The organism is Mucilaginibacter xinganensis (assembly GCF_002257585.1).
GTDB lineage: Bacteria > Bacteroidota > Bacteroidia > Sphingobacteriales > Sphingobacteriaceae > Mucilaginibacter > Mucilaginibacter xinganensis.
On record NZ_CP022743.1, the window covers coordinates 1,256,439 to 1,274,909 of the forward strand.

General features: G+C 42.5%; 13 protein-coding genes. 6 read left to right on the top strand and 7 right to left on the bottom strand.

Annotated elements, in window-relative coordinates:
• Position 1 precedes the first annotated feature (1 nt).
• The gene (locus MuYL_RS05450) at positions 2-1,405 is read left to right on the top strand and encodes an aminopeptidase P family protein (RefSeq protein WP_094569568.1); all 1,404 of its coding nucleotides are present in this window, start codon (positions 2-4) and stop codon (positions 1,403-1,405) included.
• 82 nt (positions 1,406-1,487) lie between these two features.
• On the opposite strand, the gene MuYL_RS05455 is transcribed toward MuYL_RS05450, so the two are convergent.
• From MuYL_RS05455 to MuYL_RS05480, 6 genes are all read right to left on the bottom strand, one after another.
• A complete protein-coding gene (locus MuYL_RS05455) occupies positions 1,488-2,405 on the bottom strand; it encodes a glycosyltransferase (RefSeq protein ID WP_094569569.1) in 918 nt (305 codons plus the stop codon).
• Between the two features lie 13 nt (positions 2,406-2,418).
• The gene (locus tag MuYL_RS05460) at positions 2,419-3,192 is read right to left on the bottom strand and encodes a class I SAM-dependent methyltransferase (protein WP_094569570.1); all 774 of its coding nucleotides are present in this window, start codon (positions 3,190-3,192) and stop codon (positions 2,419-2,421) included.
• A gap of 117 nt (positions 3,193-3,309) precedes the next feature.
• On the bottom strand, positions 3,310-4,308 hold the full coding sequence (locus MuYL_RS05465; protein WP_157740627.1) for a PorP/SprF family type IX secretion system membrane protein: 999 nt from the start codon (positions 4,306-4,308) through the stop codon (positions 3,310-3,312).
• Complete coding sequence (locus MuYL_RS05470; RefSeq protein ID WP_094569572.1) at positions 4,305-8,300, bottom strand: gliding motility-associated C-terminal domain-containing protein; 3,996 nt, start codon at positions 8,298-8,300, stop codon at positions 4,305-4,307. The genes MuYL_RS05465 and MuYL_RS05470 overlap by 4 nt, the downstream gene beginning before the upstream one ends.
• Positions 8,301-8,514: 214 nt before the next feature.
• Positions 8,515-9,162 carry a class I SAM-dependent methyltransferase gene (locus MuYL_RS05475; RefSeq protein WP_094569573.1) on the bottom strand — a complete coding sequence of 216 codons (648 nt, stop codon included), beginning with the start codon at positions 9,160-9,162 and terminating at the stop codon, positions 8,515-8,517.
• Entirely contained in the window at positions 9,159-10,493 is a 1,335-nt protein-coding gene (locus MuYL_RS05480) for a flippase (protein ID WP_094569574.1), read from the bottom strand. Before MuYL_RS05480 ends, MuYL_RS05475 begins: the two co-directional genes overlap by 4 nt.
• Before the next feature lie 167 nt (positions 10,494-10,660).
• On the opposite strand from MuYL_RS05480, the gene MuYL_RS05485 reads away from it, so the two are divergent.
• The 5 genes from MuYL_RS05485 to MuYL_RS05505 all read left to right on the top strand — a co-directional run bounded on the left by MuYL_RS05485 (position 10,661) and on the right by MuYL_RS05505 (position 16,448).
• Positions 10,661-11,050 carry a hypothetical protein gene (locus tag MuYL_RS05485; protein WP_094569575.1) on the top strand — a complete coding sequence of 130 codons (390 nt, stop codon included), beginning with the start codon at positions 10,661-10,663 and terminating at the stop codon, positions 11,048-11,050.
• Positions 11,051-11,143: 93 nt separating this feature from the next.
• On the top strand, positions 11,144-11,641 hold the full coding sequence (locus MuYL_RS05490; RefSeq protein ID WP_094569576.1) for a MarR family winged helix-turn-helix transcriptional regulator: 498 nt from the start codon (positions 11,144-11,146) through the stop codon (positions 11,639-11,641).
• Positions 11,642-11,788: 147 nt separating this feature from the next.
• A complete protein-coding gene (locus MuYL_RS05495) occupies positions 11,789-14,578 on the top strand; it encodes a TonB-dependent receptor (protein WP_245845786.1) in 2,790 nt (929 codons plus the stop codon).
• Positions 14,579-14,595: 17 nt separating this feature from the next.
• The gene (locus tag MuYL_RS05500; RefSeq protein WP_094569577.1) at positions 14,596-16,038 is read left to right on the top strand and encodes a hypothetical protein; all 1,443 of its coding nucleotides are present in this window, start codon (positions 14,596-14,598) and stop codon (positions 16,036-16,038) included.
• A gap of 83 nt (positions 16,039-16,121) precedes the next feature.
• Entirely contained in the window at positions 16,122-16,448 is a 327-nt protein-coding gene (locus MuYL_RS05505; protein WP_094569578.1) for a hypothetical protein, read from the top strand.
• A gap of 105 nt (positions 16,449-16,553) precedes the next feature.
• Here MuYL_RS05505 and typA read toward each other — a convergent pair whose 3' ends face one another.
• Positions 16,554-18,365, bottom strand: coding sequence for a translational GTPase TypA (typA, locus tag MuYL_RS05510; RefSeq protein ID WP_094569579.1), 1,812 nt, complete (start codon positions 18,363-18,365; stop codon positions 16,554-16,556).
• Between the last annotated feature and the right edge of the window lie 106 nt (positions 18,366-18,471).

Below are 18,471 nucleotides of genomic sequence, written 5' to 3' on the forward strand. Positions count from 1 at the left end.
CATGGAACTTCACCTTTTTGACAAACAGGTTTACGCCGACCGCAGGCAGGTCTTAAAACAAAACATTGGTCATGACGGCATTATCCTGTTAATGGGTAACGAGGATAGCAGTATGAATTACAAGGACAATACCTACCTGTTCAGGCAGGATAGCAGCTTCCTTTATTACTTCGGCCTGGATACCCATGGGCTGGCCGCCATTATTGATACCGATACCGGCGAGGAAGTGATCTTTGGTAATGAATTGACTATTGATGATATTGTTTGGACAGGCACCCTGCCAACCATAAGTGAAATGGCCTCGATGGTTGGCGTTGGCGAAACGAAACCTTATGACCAGGTAATTCATTTTATCCATAAAGCAATAACATCGGGCAGGCCGGTACATATTTTGCCGCCTTATCGCCCCGAAAATAAAATAAAACTGGCAGCATGGTTAAACACCAGTCTGGCTGATCTGGCTAAATATGTTTCTGTAAAACTGATAAAAGCTGTTGTTGGGCAACGTGTTATAAAAACATCGCTTGAAGTTGCTGAACTGGAAAAGGCAGTGAACGTTAGCGTAGATATGGAACTGGCGGTTATTAAACATACCCGCGCAGGTATTAAGGAGTACGAGTTGGTTGCTAAGGCACACGAAGTGGCTATTGCCAATAATGCGCGTCTGGGCTACCCTGCTATTATCACCACTTACGGACAGACGCTCCATACCCATTATTACGGCAATACTTTACAGGAAGGCCGGATGGTTTTGAGTGATATAGGAGCTGAAAACGCCATGCATTACGGCGGCGACCTTACCCGTACTTTTCCTGTTGGCAAAAGCTTTACCAGCAGGCAAAAAGAGTTATACAATGTGGTGCTGGACTCCATGGATCATGCAATCAGTATGCTTAAGCCGGGGGTAAGGTATAAAGAGATTCACCTGGCCGCCTGTCAGAAACTGGTGGAAGGGTTAACCGATGCCGGTATTATGAAGGGCGATGCCGCCGACGCTGTTGAAGCGGGTGCGCATACTATGTTTTTTCAATGCGGACTGGGCCACATGCTGGGTATGGATACGCATGATATGGAAGACCTTGGTGAGCAATATGTTGGCTACACCGATGCCCTTAAAAAAGAAACTTCCATTTTCGGACTCAAATCGTTACGCCTGGGCCGTGAGCTGGAAGCTGGTTTTGTGCTTACCGTTGAGCCGGGTATCTACATCATCCCTGAGCTGATTGACCGCTGGCAGGCCGAAAACAAATACGCCGATTTTATTAATTACGATGTGCTGAACACCTACCGTGATTTTGGCGGGATAAGGATTGAGGATAATTTTTTAATAACGGATACCGGCAGTAAGCTGCTTGGTAAATATTTGCCAAAGACGTTGGAGGAGATAGAAGGATTGAAGGGGTAGAAACTCAAAAGTCACTTCGTTGCGGGATTGCTGCTTGCAGACAAGCTTGAAGCAATAACGAAGTTTAGAAGGTGTTTCTATTTTATTTCTTCACCAAATACTTTACCTGTAACTGCTTCACAAACCTTAATCCGCGTTTGATAAAGCTGCCTTTACGGTTTTTTAGGAAATGCCTTATTGCAGCATATGCTTGCAGGTCCTCCTTAATTTCGGTAGGGAACTGTTTGATGGCGGTTTTGGCTATCCGCACCTGGTACATATTTTCTTTATTTGAATGTACACCGCTGCCATCATTGCCTATGTTTTGGATCAGCGAGGTGGATGGATTGAGGGTTAAGCCTCCTTTTAAAAATATAGAAGCATACCAGCGGATGGCCCACGAATTGTTTTTGCCGGCTTTGAACCCTGTTAGCTGTTTCCAGAAGTTCATGGTGCCGTTAATGGAAAACTGGTCGGTTTTATGTTTGTCGAACTGGTTGAGCAGTATATCCACATCGTCTTCAAAATTTACCCACGCCCTTGCCCAGGTGGCCCAGCCCCAACTGGTAGCGGCGCGGAAAAAGAAGGTTTGCGGGAGGGTTTTATCCGCCAGTTCGTACATATATCCGCCAATATGCATCACTCCCTCTTCGGTTGCATACCGGGTTAGCGCTTCGTTAAAGTATTGCAGGGTATAAGGCGACGATAGCAGGTCATCCTCAAAAACAATGATCTTGCCGTACTCATTAACCAGTTGGGTAACCCCGCTTATAATGGAATTGGCCAGGCCGAGATTCTCTTTCCGGAGTACGATCTTAACCGACTTAAAGCCTGATACTTCTTTTATCAGCTGCCTCACCTGATCAACCTTAGCCTTATCATCAGCGGTTTTTGGCGCGTCAGAAAATATGAACAACCGCGATTCATCTGCCAGTAAATTTTTTTGTAAATAGCTAATGGTACGGCGCGTATGCTCGGGCCGGTTGTAAACAAAAAGGGCTATCGGGGCAAGGTTTTGCATTGTATATGGCAGATCAGAATATTTCGAGGTGTTGTTCGGCTTTGTTACATAGAACGGTATAAGCGCTGGCTAATTGTTCGTCCATTTTTTTACCGAAGATTTTTCCAAGGCTGTTTTTAACTGCATATTCGGCAGTGATCTTCAGATCGGTAAGGAGACTCTTTGATTTTTTTCGGTTGATATAGGTATTAAAGCGGGTAACCTCGGGCTCAATCATTGATGTAAGGTCATCCTCCACAACAAAACCTTCGGTACTCAACAGGTAACGCAGGGATGTTGGGGTGTACACGTTAATGTGGCCATAAGCCAGAAAATGTTTAATTTTTTTATCAACTCCTGTCCGGTAATCAAGCGGTACTTCTATTACAAAGTGGCGGGCCACCCGCTTTAGTTCGCGCAACAGGATGCGCTCGTGCTCAACATGTTCTAAAACGTGCGATAAAATGATAAGGTCGAAGCTGTTATCATTAAAAGGCAGTTTATAACCATCAAACAGCTGTACTGATTTCAGATCTTTTATATTGCGGGTTTTGATGTGCTCAACACCGCTTTCCGAGATCTCCACTGCGTGATATTCGGGGGCAAAATCCCGGTCGGCCAACAACTTTAAAATGCTGCCATCGCCGGCGCCCACTTCAAGTACTTTTTTAAAGACGCGCCCGCGGCAAACATCAATAATATGCTGTGCCTTGTATTTGGCACCAAGCATCCGCCAGGCTTCGTCGTGCTTTTCATAGAATTCGTCGTAGGCGGTTTTAACGTTATCGCTAAGGGCAGATGGTTGCATGATGTCGCTTAATTATACAGGGTTCAAATTTATGGTATTCAATATTTAAAACGGGTAAAGTTTTATTTATTTATCGCTTTGCCTAAATCCTCTCCAAAGCAGGCCACCGCCTGGGGCTTAAAACTTAGGACAAACCGCAGCGGGGTTAATTGGCCCTTTTCGGAAAATATAAACCAGTGAAAGTTCAAAGCCGCCTTGTCCGTTAGTTGCACTTTTAAGCGCTGATGTATTAACATCGTAGCTTAATCCTATTACCAGGTTTTTGAGGTGATAGCCCACATCGGCAACGGCCGCATCGCCAATACGGTACATGCCACCCAATATTAACCCGTTATTGTCTTCAAATTTTAGTTCAGAGTAAACCCCAAGCGCTTTAATACTGCTGTTTTGCTGGCTGATGTAAATGGCATGAGGAGTGATGTCAAACTCATCAGAAGCTTTGATCTTTACACCTGCGTGGGCCGTGAAACGCACCGGCAACCTGCTTTGAATGCTCCCGTTAGTAAAGGGGTCTTTTGGTGAGGTAAGATGCGCAACACTTAAGCCTGCAAACATATTCGCGGTATGGATTGGGTCGCCATCGTAATAAAAAACACCTGCGCTGGCATCAAATACCGTTGCGCTGGTGGTTGAAAAGCCTTCGAAACTTGGCGCTGTGGGATCAAAGCCAATGATTGAGGTGTACTGATTATCAAACTGAAGTTTGCTGGGGTCAAAACTGCGGTTAATGATGCCTGCCTGGATGCCAAAGTGCAGTTTCTGCGTACCGTCGGCAGAGATGGGCACGCCATAGCCGTATGAGCCATAAGCCGCAAAATAATTGTATCCGGCAGTACCTGCACTTTGATTAATTACGTTGAACCCAAGTCCTGCTTTCTCGCCCGAGCGGAAATCCACCGAAAGCCCGCTTGTTTTATAGCCGTTAGGGATACCGGTCCATTGATTTTTGGCGTTTGCATTTATGCGGGTGTCGCCATCAATAACCCCGGTTAATGCCGGATTGAGCCACAACGGGTTAGCGTAATATTGCGAAAAATGCGGGTCTATCTGCGCCTTTAAAGTGCTGATTGCCCCCAAATGGAGTAAAACGGATATAATTACAATTAATTTCTTCACCTTAATAATGTGATGGTGCCTTTTTTCTTCACCAGTTGTCCGTCGTTCATTATCGCTTCAAGGTAGTAAACATAAACGCCTGCCGGTTCAGTTTTACCTTTAAAAGTCCCATCCCAGCCATTTTGCTGACTTTGGGAAACATATAACAATTCGCCCCATTGGTCGTATACGTAAAATTTCAGGGTTTTAATATTTTCATTGTGCACATAAATAATGTCGTTTTTGCCGTCTCCATTAGGCGTAAATGCATTGGCAACAAAAATTTGGTCAATAAGCGGATTAATGGCTGTGGCTGATACCTGTATTGAATTATTACTAAGCTGACAAGGATAGTCGCCGGTGGCCCGTACTACAATGGTAACGGTTTGCCCTATTGATAAGCCCTGTACCGTATGCGTTGTTCCCCCGCTTCCGGAACTAGGGTCTGTAAACGATTGGCCGCCGTTCAGGCTAACCTCATATCCTGCGGCGCCTGTTACAGCATTCCATTTAAATGTTATTGTTGGCGCAAGGGCTGATTCAACACTGACAATAGGCGCAGGCAGCGGTTTAATTATTTGTACCATTGCCGCAGCGCGTGAAGCTGAAATACAGCCACCACTCACAGCCTCTGCAAAGTATGTTATGTTTGCGTTAGCGGGCGGGGCGGGAAAACTGCTCCCTGTGAATATCGGGATGCCCCCGGTGGCTGTTGTATACCAGTTTATAATTACATCAGGGTCCGGGCGGTCTATTGTTAAAGTTGCCGTTTCGCCGGGACAAACGCTTGCCCCATGTGCCGTGATTACTGGCAACGCGATTGCTGAAACCGGCACGGGTGTGCGGCTTGAGGATGCGCAGCCCGAACTATTTACCGCTTCGGCGTAATAAGTAATGTTAGCGGTAACGGGCGGAGTGGTAAAGCTGGAGCCCGTAAATATTGGTGTTACGCCGGTTGCCGTGGTGTACCAGTTATAGGTTTGGCCTGCCTGCGGGTTTGCGATATCAATAGCCGCTACTGAACCCATACAGGTAGTAACCGGGCTGGTAACTATGGCAGGCACTGAAGGCAACTGGATAACTGTTACTGCAGCGCTCGCCAGTATAGGACTGTTGCAGGTGCCGTTGGAAGCCTCCACGTAAAAGGTTTGACTGGCTGTTAAAGGATCGGTTGTGTAAACCGGTCCCGTAAATAATATAAAGTCTTTTGTCGGTGAATTGTACCAAAAGTAGGTTAAGGCAGCACTGGGTGAGGTTACCGAAATAACCGCCTTATTGCCTGCGCATATTGGCGCAACCGGGTTTGTTGTTATGTTTGGCGGGCTGTCAATTATAGTGAATTTCACCACATTACTAGATAGGGGTACCATACAGGCACCCGAAGTTACATTGCGGCGAAGTGAAGTAGTAACCATAATTGGGGGCGAATCATAATCAATTGAGTTTGCGCCGGGGATATCTGTCCATGTAGTGCCATCCAATGAGCGTTGCCACTGGTAAATAAAAGTATTTGGGCCATCTCCAACAGCAGGGAAGCCGCCGGGAATAACTGCCGGATCAACACTTGTACAAAATGTTGTGGTAAGCGGAGAGCCAATGGTATTTACTGTTAACGGATTGGTGATGTGTATCTCAATTACATTGCTTATAACAGGTGTTATACAAGTGCCGGATATAACAAGCCGCCTGTAATAAGTAGTTACTGTTAATAATGCCGGGTCATAATCTTTAGCAACGGCACCGGCAATGTCTGTAAAACTTGTGTTATCTGTTGATTGCTGCCATTTGTAGGTATATGCGCCGTCGCCACCTGTAGGTAGGCTACCGGTAATAGCCGCCGGGTCGCCGGGCCCGCAAAAGGCAGCGGTGGCTGGTGCGGTGAGAAGGTTGTTTGAAAGAACTTTATAAACAGTAATGGTAACGCTGTTACTGATGGATGGTGCAGCACACGCCCCAGAAATTACTGTGCGCCGGTAAGCAGTTGTTGCGGTAACCACACCGGGATCATAATCCTTCCCATTGCTGTTTAAGATATTGTTAAACGTATTACCGCCATCTAACGAACTTTGCCATTGGTAAATATAAGCTATGCCATCGCCGCCTGTTGGTAACGATCCGGTGATAAGACCTGGACTGCCTGTGGCGCAAAATAACACTGTCGGCGGTGGGGTTATTGTGTTGTTGGATGGCGCAGACTGCACCGTGATTGTAACACTGTTACTGATGGATGGTATAGTGCAGTTGCCTGAAATTACCGTGCGCCGGTAAGCAGTTGTTGCGGTAACCACACCTGGATTATAATCTTTCACATTACTGTTTAAGATGTTGTTGAAAGTGCTTCCGCCATCTAATGAACTTTGCCATTGGTAAGTATAGTTTATAGCATCGCCGCCGGTGGGTAATGTTCCGGCAATAGCACCCGGACTGCCCGTAGCGCAAAATAATACTGTAGCTGGTGGGGTAATGGTATTATTTGACAGCGCAGGTTGCACGCTGATTTTAACACTGTTGCTTACGGATGGCGTAGTACAGGAACCAGATATTACCGTGCGCCGGTAAAGCGTGGTGGTGGTTACTACGCCCGGATTATAATCCTTCACATTGCTGTTTAAAATGTTGTTAAAAGTGCTGCCACCATTTAATGAACTTTGCCATTGGTAGGTATAATTAATGCCATCGCCACCGGCAGGTAGCGTTCCTGTAATAACGCCCGGGCTGCCGGTGGCGCAAAACGTTATATTGGCAGGTGGTGTTACGGTATTGTTTGATAATGCCGTTTGTACAGTTATGGTAATACTATTACTAACCGATGGTGTGCTGCAGGTGCCTGAAATTACTGTCCGCCGGTAAAGCGTTGTAGCCGCTATCGTGCCGGGATTGTAATCTTTTACATCACTATTAATTATGTTGTTGAAAGTACTGCCACCGTCTAACGAACTTTGCCATTGGTAAGTGTAATTAATGCCATCGCCGCCGGTGGGCAATGTTCCTGCAATAACAGCAGGGCTGCCGGTAGCGCAAAATAGCACCGTTGCCGGAGGGGTTATCGTATTATTTGACAGCGCAGGTTGTATAGTGATTTTAACTAAATTACTGGTTGACGGTGCGGTACAGGTGCCGGAAGTTACCATACGTCTGTACCAGGTAGTAGTGTTTAATAGCGGCGGATCGAATGTTGCAATTGTTGCGCCGGCGATGTCCGTAAAAGTGCTGCCGTCTGTGGATGACTGCCATTGATAAGTATAGGTACTCAAGCCACCTAAAGGCGCACTGCCGGTAATAGTTGTTGCCTGTCCTGAGGCGCAAAAAGTTGAGGTGCCGGGCGCTGTAATATTATTATTTGAAATGGGTGTTGATGGGTTTACTGTAACATCAGTATATGAATCATATGCAGTACCAAATGCAGTTATTATGCCCCGCCTGTAGGTGTAGAGCATCGGCGAGTTTGGATTTCCGGCAAGTACAGGGGTTTGATAATCAGAGCTGGTAATTGAATTTGGGCCGGGTGCAGGCACCCAGTTATTGGTTGCATCAAGTATTTCCCACGCGTAGCTGATAACCGGGATTCCGGGAGGCGGGTCGCCGGGGACGGTGGTTGATGTTCCGGCACAAATTGGGGCAAGAGCCCTGGTCGGCAATACGTTAACCGAATAAAATGTTGAACCGTCGACAACGTACCCCTGTGCAATTGTAAAGTCGTTAGGGGCACCTGAATTTGGTGTTACGGTAGAGCCTCCCTGATCAAGGGTTATGGTTGGGGTTAATGCAGACCTGTTGGTGCTTGCGTGCACTACCAGTGAAATGGAATGATTAGCCTCATCAATTATTTCAGGTGCAAGTTGTCCCGGAACTTTAAAAGCGGTTATGTGGCCCGCAGCCCGCTTTTTTATTAAGCGTTCTCTATTATTGTTCTTGTCGGTGCGTAAAGGTTTAATGAGCGCAGCACCGCCACAAAAATTTACGGATAAGAGAAGTACCAGCAATACTAAATAATGGGTGCTTCTGTTTATCATATTTAAATAAAACGCTGCCGGGTAATTGTGTTTAATAATTAATCAATTAAATGTTCGCTTCAAAAAATTAACAAAACTATTATTAAATAGCCTGTTGATGAAATTTTCGCGCCTCGATACTTTTTTAAGTGAAAATATATAAAAAATAGCAATAACAACCAGGCTTCTGTTAATTAGGGGTGTTGTTTTTTTTATGTGGTAGCTCAAGGATAAATTAAATATCCAGGCAATTAGCTGCTTTATAAAAAACAGAAGTTGACTTGCGATAAAACAAACCAGGCGAAATGCCGCTGAAAGATAGCTCTTTAAACCCCTTGTCTTTTAAAAAGCTGATACCTTCAAAATAGAAGTCGCGCTCTGAATCATCTAATACGATTACGCCGTTTTCAGATAGTGCATTTATTGCTTGTTTGCAGCAGTTTACCCTGTCGCGACCATCCACAATTATAATATCAAATTTTTCTTCCAGTTTTACTGGCATACGGCAATAGTCGCCATCGCGTACCAGTTCACAGAATATCATTTCGGCATTGTTGGGCTTGGTGCTTACTATTTTATCAAACCATTCCTTATCATGCTCTACTGAAACTACGAGGCCCGCATATTTAGCATAAAAAAAGGTGGAGTTACCCGAGCCAAACTCAAAAACTGAGTGCTGGCTTTTCAGGTGCGTCTTAATAAAATCAATAAAGGAATAAGTAACCCAAGGGATAGGATTATTCTCCTTATCAACCGGAGATTTAGCGTCATAAGCATTAAACCAACCAATTTCGTCTAAATAGCCTTTATCGTTAAATGATAAAAGCGTTTTAAGTCTCTTAGGACTGGCAAACACTTTATAAAGTAATTTTAGTTTACTCATTTTTTAATGATTTTTTGAGCGAGTGAAATTAAGAATAATGATTTAAACATTAATAAACCCTGCTCTCTTGTTTTTGGGATAAGTACTATTAAAAATGTTGCCACGAAATAGGCGACAAGGGTTGCGTACGCAGCACCAAGAATCCCATAAGCAGGCAGAAGAAAAATATTGAGTACAATATTTACTATAGCGCCTACGCCGGTTCTTAGCATTGATAATTTGGTGTAGCCTTCGGCAATTAAATATTGGCCGCTGGCACTTCCTAAAAACACAAAAATTCCTGCCCAAACATGTACCGCTAATACCTTGGCACCTGGCCAAAATTCAGGATTTTTATAAACTACATGGTAAATTACGGATGAACCAAAACTCATGATAATGGCAATACTTAAACTTATTACAACCATTATGTCGTACATGTTTTGCAACCGTAGCTTATAACGGGACTGATCTGTTTTTTTTGCATGCATAATTGCAGGGAAAACGGAGGTAACTATTGCAACTGGGATAAAATACCAGCTTTCACTTAACTGCGCAACAGTGGTATAAATGCCTAATTGTTTGCTGTCAAGATAGCTGGCTATCATGGCCTGGTCTATTTTCATGTAGATAGATACCAACACAGCAGAAAAAGCCAACGGCCACGAATGTTTAAATAAATAAGCCGCTACTTTGCCGTTATAGTTCCAGCTGGATAAATGATTGTTTGTTTGCCTGTAGATAAGCACATAGCCGGTAGCTATCAGAACTGCATCAAATACCAAAGAATAAACAAACCATATTAATGTGAGCTTTAAGATAATGAATGCCAGTTTAATTAAAGCTGATGCAATGTTACCAGCAACTTGCACGTACATTATATACTTTCCTTGCACCCTTGACTGAAAAAAACTGTCGATAATGTTTACCGACTGAATAACTGAAACAAAAGCAACTATGAAAACATAACTAAATGGAGTATCGAGGTGCTTATGGTTGTTTATTATAACGTAAACTAACCATACCAGTGGTAATGTAGCAATGCCGGCTATTAAACGCATCCAAAAGGAGGTACCTAATATGACATCTTTTTTTTCAGGATCATGTAGTAATTCACGGGTTACAAAACCATCAAGACCAAGGGAAGCTATCGCCATAAAAAAGGTAACAATAGCCATTGGGTAATTTAATACGCCAAATTGTGCAGGCCCCAGGTAGTTTGATAAAGCAAAATTTGTGATTATTACTTTTATTACCAGTCCGCCTACACGCGCCATCATTAACCAGCCTGTATTTTTAAAATACTTTTCAAATGCCTGCTGTTCAAAACCTGGGATACTTGGGAAACGCATATTTCCACAAATGTATTAAAAAACAGGAAGCATCCTTTCATTACTGTACGCTTTGTCAGTTCGAAGATTTCAAGTTTAATTTGTTGTTACCTTTTCATTAACAAATTAATTACAGTTGGTTAGCGGGTTTAATAATCAAATATTTGTATTGCAAATTACAAAGTGGAATGCGCGGGATACTGAAAGCTTTAACAATATTTTTACTCTTTTTTGCGGTATTGGTTATTGTTGGGTTGCCGTTGTCGGGCATTTTTACAGGAAATACAAGCCACCATCATTACAACCATGCCGTTAGTGCAATTGGCGTTTCTCATCAACAATATTTTGAGCATGGGCTGCATGATATCAGCTTTGATTTCATCATTAAAAGACACCTTTCAACACCGCCTGTACTACTAAAGATAGGGGCTGTTGCGGTAATCTGTTTGCTGTTTAGCTTATTCTGCATAAGTTCAGGTCTTTTAGCCATAAAGTTTTTTCGGTTTAATTTTTCGTTTGGCAAAACGCCATTCCAGGCACCGCAACTATTTCTCGTACTCCAAACATTCCTTATTTAACTTCTCCGGCTTTTTAGCCACCTCAGTTTAATTAACTTAATTATTAATTACCCTGTTGTCATTTCACTGGCACAGGGTTAAGGTTTATTGATCATGAATTTTGGAGAAGACTTAAGCCTGCAGGTTATGCAGGTTAATAAATCATACCAGCAATATTTATCCAGGGCGTTAAAGGAAATAGATATCTACCAGCATTATCAAATTATATTACTGATCAGCAGGGCGGGAGGCAGAACTACCCAAAAGGCTATTTGTGAAACGCTGAAGATAGAGAAATCAAACATGGTGCCCATTATTACCCTGCTCGAAAGCAAACAATATGTTACCAAAGAAGTAAACTTTAAAGACAGGCGGGGTAAACTTATTTCACTTACACCAAAAGCAAATTATCTGATTGGTATTATGAGTAATCTATTCAGCGTATTTGAGGAGAATATGGCGGATGACTTGACCTGGCAGGAGATGTACAACTGCCTGCGCGTTTTAGGTAAGGTTAATGACAAGCTTAAAAATATAGCGCTGATGGACGCCGGTTTTGATAAAATGATGAAGCAAATTGCGCTGCTAAATAACGATCAGGTTTTAGCGTAATTACAAAGACATAGGCCTGTAATAATGTAAATGGTTATGAAATTGAACCATTGGTAACGTACTGAACTGAAACATATAATGGTTTGATAATGGCAGAAAATCTTTAATAAATTTTGATAGAAATAGCTTTGCATCAAAATAATTTAAGTGAAAAGAGCTATATATTCAGCATTGGTATTCCTTTTAATAGGGGTTGTTAATACAAGAGGTTTTGCCCAGGGAACCGGGAAAATTGTCGGTAAGATACTTGATGGTAAAACCAGTGAAACATTAATAGGCGCAACCGCCGGAATCCAGGGAACCACAAGTGGTACAGCCACCGATGTGGAAGGCCATTACGTAATCAGTGGTATAGCGCCGGGTAAATACACCGTATTAATAAGGTATATCGGTTACGAAAGTAAAGCTGTATCTGATATCGAAGTAAAGGCCGGCGTTGCCACACAATTGGATGTAACCCTAATGCAGGCTAAATCGGCAACGCTTAATGAGGTTGTGGTAAAGGCTACCTACAAGCAGGAATCTACAGGAGCCTTATATGCTATCCAAAAAAACAGTATTTCTATTTCTGATGGTATTTCATCCGAGCTGATCAGGCGGTCGCCGGATAGGAACACGAGTGACGTTTTGAAAAGGGTGAGCGGCGCTACTATACAGGACAATAAGTTTGTTGTTGTGCGCGGCTTAAGTGATCGTTATAACAGTGCATCGTTAGATGGTTCACCTTTGCCAAGCACTGAGCCCAATCGTAAAGCATTTTCGTTTGATATTGTGCCTTCTAACCTTATTGATAACATTATTATCAGCAAAACGGCCAGTCCGGATATCGCAGGCGACTTTGCCGGTGGCAGCGTACAGATCTCTACTAAAGATATTCCGGACAGGAACTTCATAAATTTCGGAATAGGCTATTCTTATAACACACAAAGTACATTTAAAAGCTTCAATACCGGTTTCCGGTCTGCCAGCGACTATTTTGGATTTGATGACGGCAGCCGCAAGCTGAGCAGTAATTTTCCCTCAACCAGCCAGATTGTTAACAAGCAACTTAGCAGCAAGCAAAATATACAGTCCATCAACAGTTTAAACAATAATTTTAATATCTATAACAGCAAAGCCTTTCCGGGTCAAAACTACCAGCTTACGGTAGGTAATGTAAAGGAGATTGGCCAAAACAAAAATCGTTTTGGAACAACAGTTTCGCTTACTTACCGCAACACCCAAACCGTTATCCCAAACCTGGTTCAGCAGTTTGATAACTTTGATTACCATAATCAGCAGAATAAATTTTCGACTAACGTAGGCGCTCTGGCAAATTTTGCTTACAGCTTCGGCAAAAACAAAATCACATTTAAAAATCTTTATAATCGTGTTTTTGACGATCAGTTTACTTATCGTACTGGCGCAAATACAAGCACTACCAGTTCAGACAATCATTTTTATGCTTATGATCTGTTAGAGAAATCGTTACTTAAATCAACCATAGAGGGTGAGCACGCCCTGGGTAACAAAAGCTCAAAAATTAAATGGAACCTGGGCTACAGCAATGTAAAGAACGATCAGCCCGATCAGAAAAAAGTTAACTACAAACAAAGCAACCCCGGCGAACCCTACTATGCAACGGTTACCTCACTTGGTAAAGAAAATGCACGCGTATTTTCAACACTGAATGAGAATATCTACTCTGGTAAGGTAGATTATAGTGTTCCTATAAAGGTATTTGAGCAAAGTACTTTAAAGGCTGGTGTTTATTCCCAGTACCGCGACAGGAAATTTAATGCCCGGTTCATCGGCCTTGTACTTGACCAAAACAACCAGGATTATGATATTAACAGTATCCTGCAAAGGCCTGTTCAATCATTATTCAGCCGCAACGTTACTAACACAGGCCTGTTCGGTTTAGAAGAGCTCTCAAACCCAACGGACAGGTACACAGCAAACAGCTTTACCAACTCCGGCTATTTAATGCTGGACAGCAAAATAGGCAGCAACATACGGGTAGTTTATGGTTTAAGGGTTGAGAAGTTCAACCTGAAATTAAATACGGAAGAAACTGGTGTTAGCCAGCCGCGTACGCAATTGGATAATACTGATTTGTTGCCATCGGTAAACTTTACTTATTCCCTAACACCAAAGGCAAACTTCAGGGCATCTTACTACCGTACTGTTGCCCGCCCGGAATTCAGGGAACTTGCTCCGTTTGCCTATTATGACTATGAACTGCTGGCGACGTTGCAGGGTAACCCTAACTTAAAACGTACTATTATTGACAACGCGGACCTGCGCTATGAATTTTATCCGTCGGCAGGGCAGGTGTTTTCTGTATCAGCTTTTTATAAAAAATTCACAGATGCCATTGAACCGGTTATTGACGATGTAAACTCATCAACCACTATCAGCTACTTTAATTCAAAATCAGCATACGTGTATGGCTTTGAAATGGAGGCACGAAAAACACTCGATTTTATAAGCGGTCAGCAGTTTTTTAAAAATACAACAGCTTACGCTAACCTTTCTATCAATAAATCAAAGATCACTAACCCTGATGATGGTATAACCAGGCTTGAAAAGTCGCGCCAGTTGGTAGGGCAGTCACCTTATGTATTCAACGCTGGCTTATTGCATACGGAGTTTAATAATGCGCTTTCCATAAATGTGTTGCTAAACCGCCTTGGGAAAAGGATTTTTTATGCAGGCGGACAAAGGTTCTCAAGTATATATGAAAGCCCGCGTACAGTGCTTGATATGCAGGTTGGCTACAAAGTGCTTAAAAGCAAAGGTGAAGTAAAACTTAGCGGCAGCGATATTCTGAATCAGAAATACAACTTTACCTACCAGCTAAACGGAAAGCCTTACATCCCATCGGGCACTGGTAATACTTTCAGAAGTTATAATACGGGTTCAAATTATTCATTATCATTTAATTATACATTTTAAATAACCAATAAAACAACATGAAAAAATCATTATTACTATTAGCGTTAAGCGCATCTATTTTTGCTACGTCGTGTAGTAAGAAAGACTCATCTATTGATCCCCCGGTTACTAACCCTGCGTCATCAGGCGTAGAAGTAAAAGGCGATATTGCAACCAACACCACCTGGACAGCAGACAAGATCTATACTTTAAAGGGATTTGTTTATGTTACCAACGGTGCTACGCTTACTATTGAGCCCGGCACCATAATTAAAGGCGATAAAGCAAGTAAAGGTACCCTGATTGTAACCCGTGGTGCCAAAGTTATGGCTGTGGGTACAGCTGATAAACCGATTGTATTTACATCATCATTTGCCGCCGGAACCCGTAATGCAGGCGATTGGGGCGGAATTATCCTTTTAGGAAAAGCGCCGGTTAACCAGGGTGGCAACGTTGCTATTGAAGGTGGCCTTGATGCCAAAGGCGATGCCGCCAAGTACATTCAATATGGCGGTACTGATGCTAACGATAATTCAGGTACATTAAAATATGTCCGTATTGAATACGCCGGGATCCCCTTTTCACCTGATAATGAGATCAACGGTTTAACAATGGGTGGTGTAGGTGCAGGTACCACGCTGGATTATATTGAAGTTTACCGCTCTGGCGATGATAGCTTTGAGTGGTTCGGTGGTACTGTAAACGCAAAACACCTTATGGCTATAGGTGGTTTGGATGATGATTTTGATACTGATTTTGGCTTCTCGGGCAAAGTTCAGTTTGGTTTGGGTCAACGCTATCCAACAATTGCTGACGTTTCGGGTTCAAATGGTTTTGAATCAGACAATGACGGTTCAGGTTCTGATAAAACCCCGCAAACTTCGGCTGTATTTTCAAACATGACTTTGTTAGGCCCAATTTCAAGCCTTACTGTTCCAAGCAATGTAAATGCAAACTATCAGCACGGCGCTCAAATTCGCCGTAACTCTGCCGAGAGTATTTTAAACTCAGTATTTGCCGGCTTTGTTGAAGGTATTTACATTGACGATTCAAAAGTTACCACTGCAGGTTCAACATCAACCAACTATACAGCAGGCCGTTTGGTATTTGAAAATAACATCATTTACGGAAGCAACAAAAAAGGCAACGAAGTAAAGGGCGATAACGCTGTTCAAAAAGCAATTTTCGAGGCAAACTTAAGAGCCAAAAATACTTTCGATGCAACTTTATACGCTGATGCGCTGATTAATGATCCGTTTAAATTTTCATCGGACTTTGCCCGTCCAGGAACTCCTGTTTTTACGGTTAAAACCGGTTCATTAGCAGAAACAGGCGCATTGTTTACCAATGCAAAAGTAACTGATTCATTTTTTGATAAAGTTACTTACCGTGGTGCATTTGGTGCTACCGACTGGACTGCAGGCTGGGCTAATTTTGACCCGCAAACAACACCTTACACTACACCTGGTGCTGTAAAATAATTATCATTAGTGTGTGAAAAAGCTGCTGCATTACCTGCAGTGGCTTTTTTGAATTTTGACCAAATTAATCCGGTTGTTTATCAATGAGTTTTTTATCCGAGGATTTTACTGATAATGATGTGCAGTTGTCAAAATTTGCCAGGGCAATGGCTTTGCCTGTAAGAGTTTTTATTTTGCGGATGATAATTGAAAGTGGAAATTCAATCAGCAAAAAAGCTTTTTACGACAATAGTTATAATTCAAGAACTATTGACAAGCATATTCTTGAATTAAAATCATTGGGAATCATTAAAACCAATACAGTTAAAACCGGCATTATTTATTGCATTGACCAAAACTTGTTCAATCAAATGTCTAACAGGTTTCACCTGTTTTTTGACGCCACAAAAAGCTTATCAAACAGCCGGTAAATACCATTATTATTTAAACAATTAACGCGATATAGTTTTATTGAAAACAGAAAAAGGCTGGTAGTATTTAAACTGCCAGCCTTTTTTACAAGTATTGTAACTCAATTATTGATTTACAAATTTCTTAGCGTTAATCCTTCTTTCGTTTTCGTTTAAGAAGATCTTACGCAGACGGATGCTTTGCGGGGTAACCTCAATGTATTCGTCGGCCTGGATATACTCCATTGATTCTTCTAAAGAGAATTTGATAGCAGGTGCAATGCGCACGTTGGTATCACTTCCTGATGCACGCATGTTGGTTAACTGCTTGCCTTTAGTTAAGTTAATAACCAAATCGTTATCGCGGATATGCTCGCCTAAAACCTGTCCTTCGTAAACATCAACTCCCGGATCAATGTGGAAACGACCACGATCCTGTAATTTATCAATTGCGAAAGCAGTAGTTTTACCAGTATCCATTGACACCAATACACCATTTAAACGGCCTGGGATCTGACCTTTCCATGGTTCGTATGCTTTAAACCGGTGTGCCATAATAGCCTCGCCGCCGGTAGCAGTTAACACGTTGTTACGTAAACCAATAATACCGCGTGCAGGAATATCAAATTCAAGGTGCTGTAAATCGCCTTTAGGCTCCATTACCAACAAGTCGCCTTTGCGCTGTGTTACCAGTTCAATCACTTTACCTGCAACTTCACCCGGTACGTCAACTATCAGGGTTTCAACCGGCTCACATTTAACGCCATCAATTTCTTTAACGATAACCTGTGGCTGACCAACCTGTAATTCGTAACCTTCGCGACGCATGGTTTCGATCAGTACTGATAAATGGAGAATACCACGGCCATACACTAAATATGAATCAGGCGATTCGGTTTCAACAACCTTAAGCGCCAGGTTTTTTTCCATTTCTTTGTATAAACGATCGCGCAGGTGGCGTGAGGTTACAAACTTGCCTTCTTTACCAAAAAACGGTGAAGTGTTAATGGTGAACAGCATGTTCATGGTAGGCTCGTCAATATGGATAACTTCCAGTTGCTCCGGTTTTTCAAAATCGGCAATGGTATCACCAATATCAAAACCTTCAATACCTACAACGGCACAAATATCACCCGAGCTTACTTCAGTAGTTTTTACCTTACCAAGGCCTTCAAAGGTGTATAATTCTTTTATTCTTGATTTTTGGATAGTACCATCGCGTTTAACCAATGATACCGGCATATTTTCTTTAATAGTACCACGTGCCACACGTCCTATAGCTATACGGCCCACAAATGAAGAGTAATCCAAAGATGTGATCTGCATTTGTAAAGTACCTTCAGCAATTGGAGCAGGAGGGATATTTGCTAAAATAGCATCCATTAAAGGAAAGATATTATCCGTAGGAACTTTCCAGTCGGTGCTCATCCAGCCTTGTTTTGACGAACCGTAGATAACCGGGAAATCCAATTGGTCTTCGGTAGCCTCAAGGTTAAAGAACAATTCAAAAATTTGTTCGTAAACTTCTTCGGGACGGCAGTTTTCTTTGTCAACCTTGTTTACAACAACAATAGGTTTTAAGCCAAGGGCCAAGGCCTTTTGCGTTACAAAGCGCGTTTGAGGCATAGCACCTTCAAAAGCATCGCAAAGTAATAAAACGCCATCGGCCATTTTAAGTACGCGCTCAACCTCACCGCCAAAGTCGGCGTGACCAGGAGTATCAATAATATTGATCTTAACATCTTTATACATTACCGAAACGTTTTTTGAAACGATGGTAATCCCGCGCTCGCGCTCCAGGTCGTTGTTGTCAAGTATCAGTTCACCGGTTGATTCATTATCCCGGAAGATTGAACAAGCGTGTAATATTTTATCAACCAGGGTAGTCTTGCCGTGGTCAACGTGAGCGATGATCGCTATATTTCTTATTTTTTGCATGAAAATGCGCCTCTAAATTTTGCGCAAAGGTAGCGCTTTTTTGTGGGATTTAAAAGCGGAATCGGCTTTTAACCTAAAACAGACAGCGCGGGGCTAATAATTTAAT

Bases quoted from the DNA above. Each gene is read 5' to 3' on its own strand.
- MuYL_RS05505 (WP_094569578.1), top strand. From the start codon at position 16,122: ATGAGTTTTTTATCCGAGGATTTTACTGATAATGATGTGCAGTTGTCA.
- MuYL_RS05480 (WP_094569574.1), bottom strand. From the start codon at position 10,493: ATGCGTTTCCCAAGTATCCCAGGTTTTGAACAGCAGGCATTTGAAAAG.
- MuYL_RS05485 (WP_094569575.1), top strand. From the start codon at position 10,661: ATGCGCGGGATACTGAAAGCTTTAACAATATTTTTACTCTTTTTTGCG.
- MuYL_RS05500 (WP_094569577.1), top strand. From the start codon at position 14,596: ATGAAAAAATCATTATTACTATTAGCGTTAAGCGCATCTATTTTTGCT.
- MuYL_RS05450 (WP_094569568.1), top strand. From the start codon at position 2: ATGGAACTTCACCTTTTTGACAAACAGGTTTACGCCGACCGCAGGCAG.
- MuYL_RS05470 (WP_094569572.1), bottom strand. From the start codon at position 8,300: ATGATAAACAGAAGCACCCATTATTTAGTATTGCTGGTACTTCTCTTA.
- MuYL_RS05455 (WP_094569569.1), bottom strand. From the start codon at position 2,405: ATGCAAAACCTTGCCCCGATAGCCCTTTTTGTTTACAACCGGCCCGAG.
- MuYL_RS05490 (WP_094569576.1), top strand. From the start codon at position 11,144: ATGAATTTTGGAGAAGACTTAAGCCTGCAGGTTATGCAGGTTAATAAA.
- MuYL_RS05475 (WP_094569573.1), bottom strand. From the start codon at position 9,162: ATGAGTAAACTAAAATTACTTTATAAAGTGTTTGCCAGTCCTAAGAGA.
- MuYL_RS05460 (WP_094569570.1), bottom strand. From the start codon at position 3,192: ATGCAACCATCTGCCCTTAGCGATAACGTTAAAACCGCCTACGACGAA.
- typA (WP_094569579.1), bottom strand. From the start codon at position 18,365: ATGCAAAAAATAAGAAATATAGCGATCATCGCTCACGTTGACCACGGC.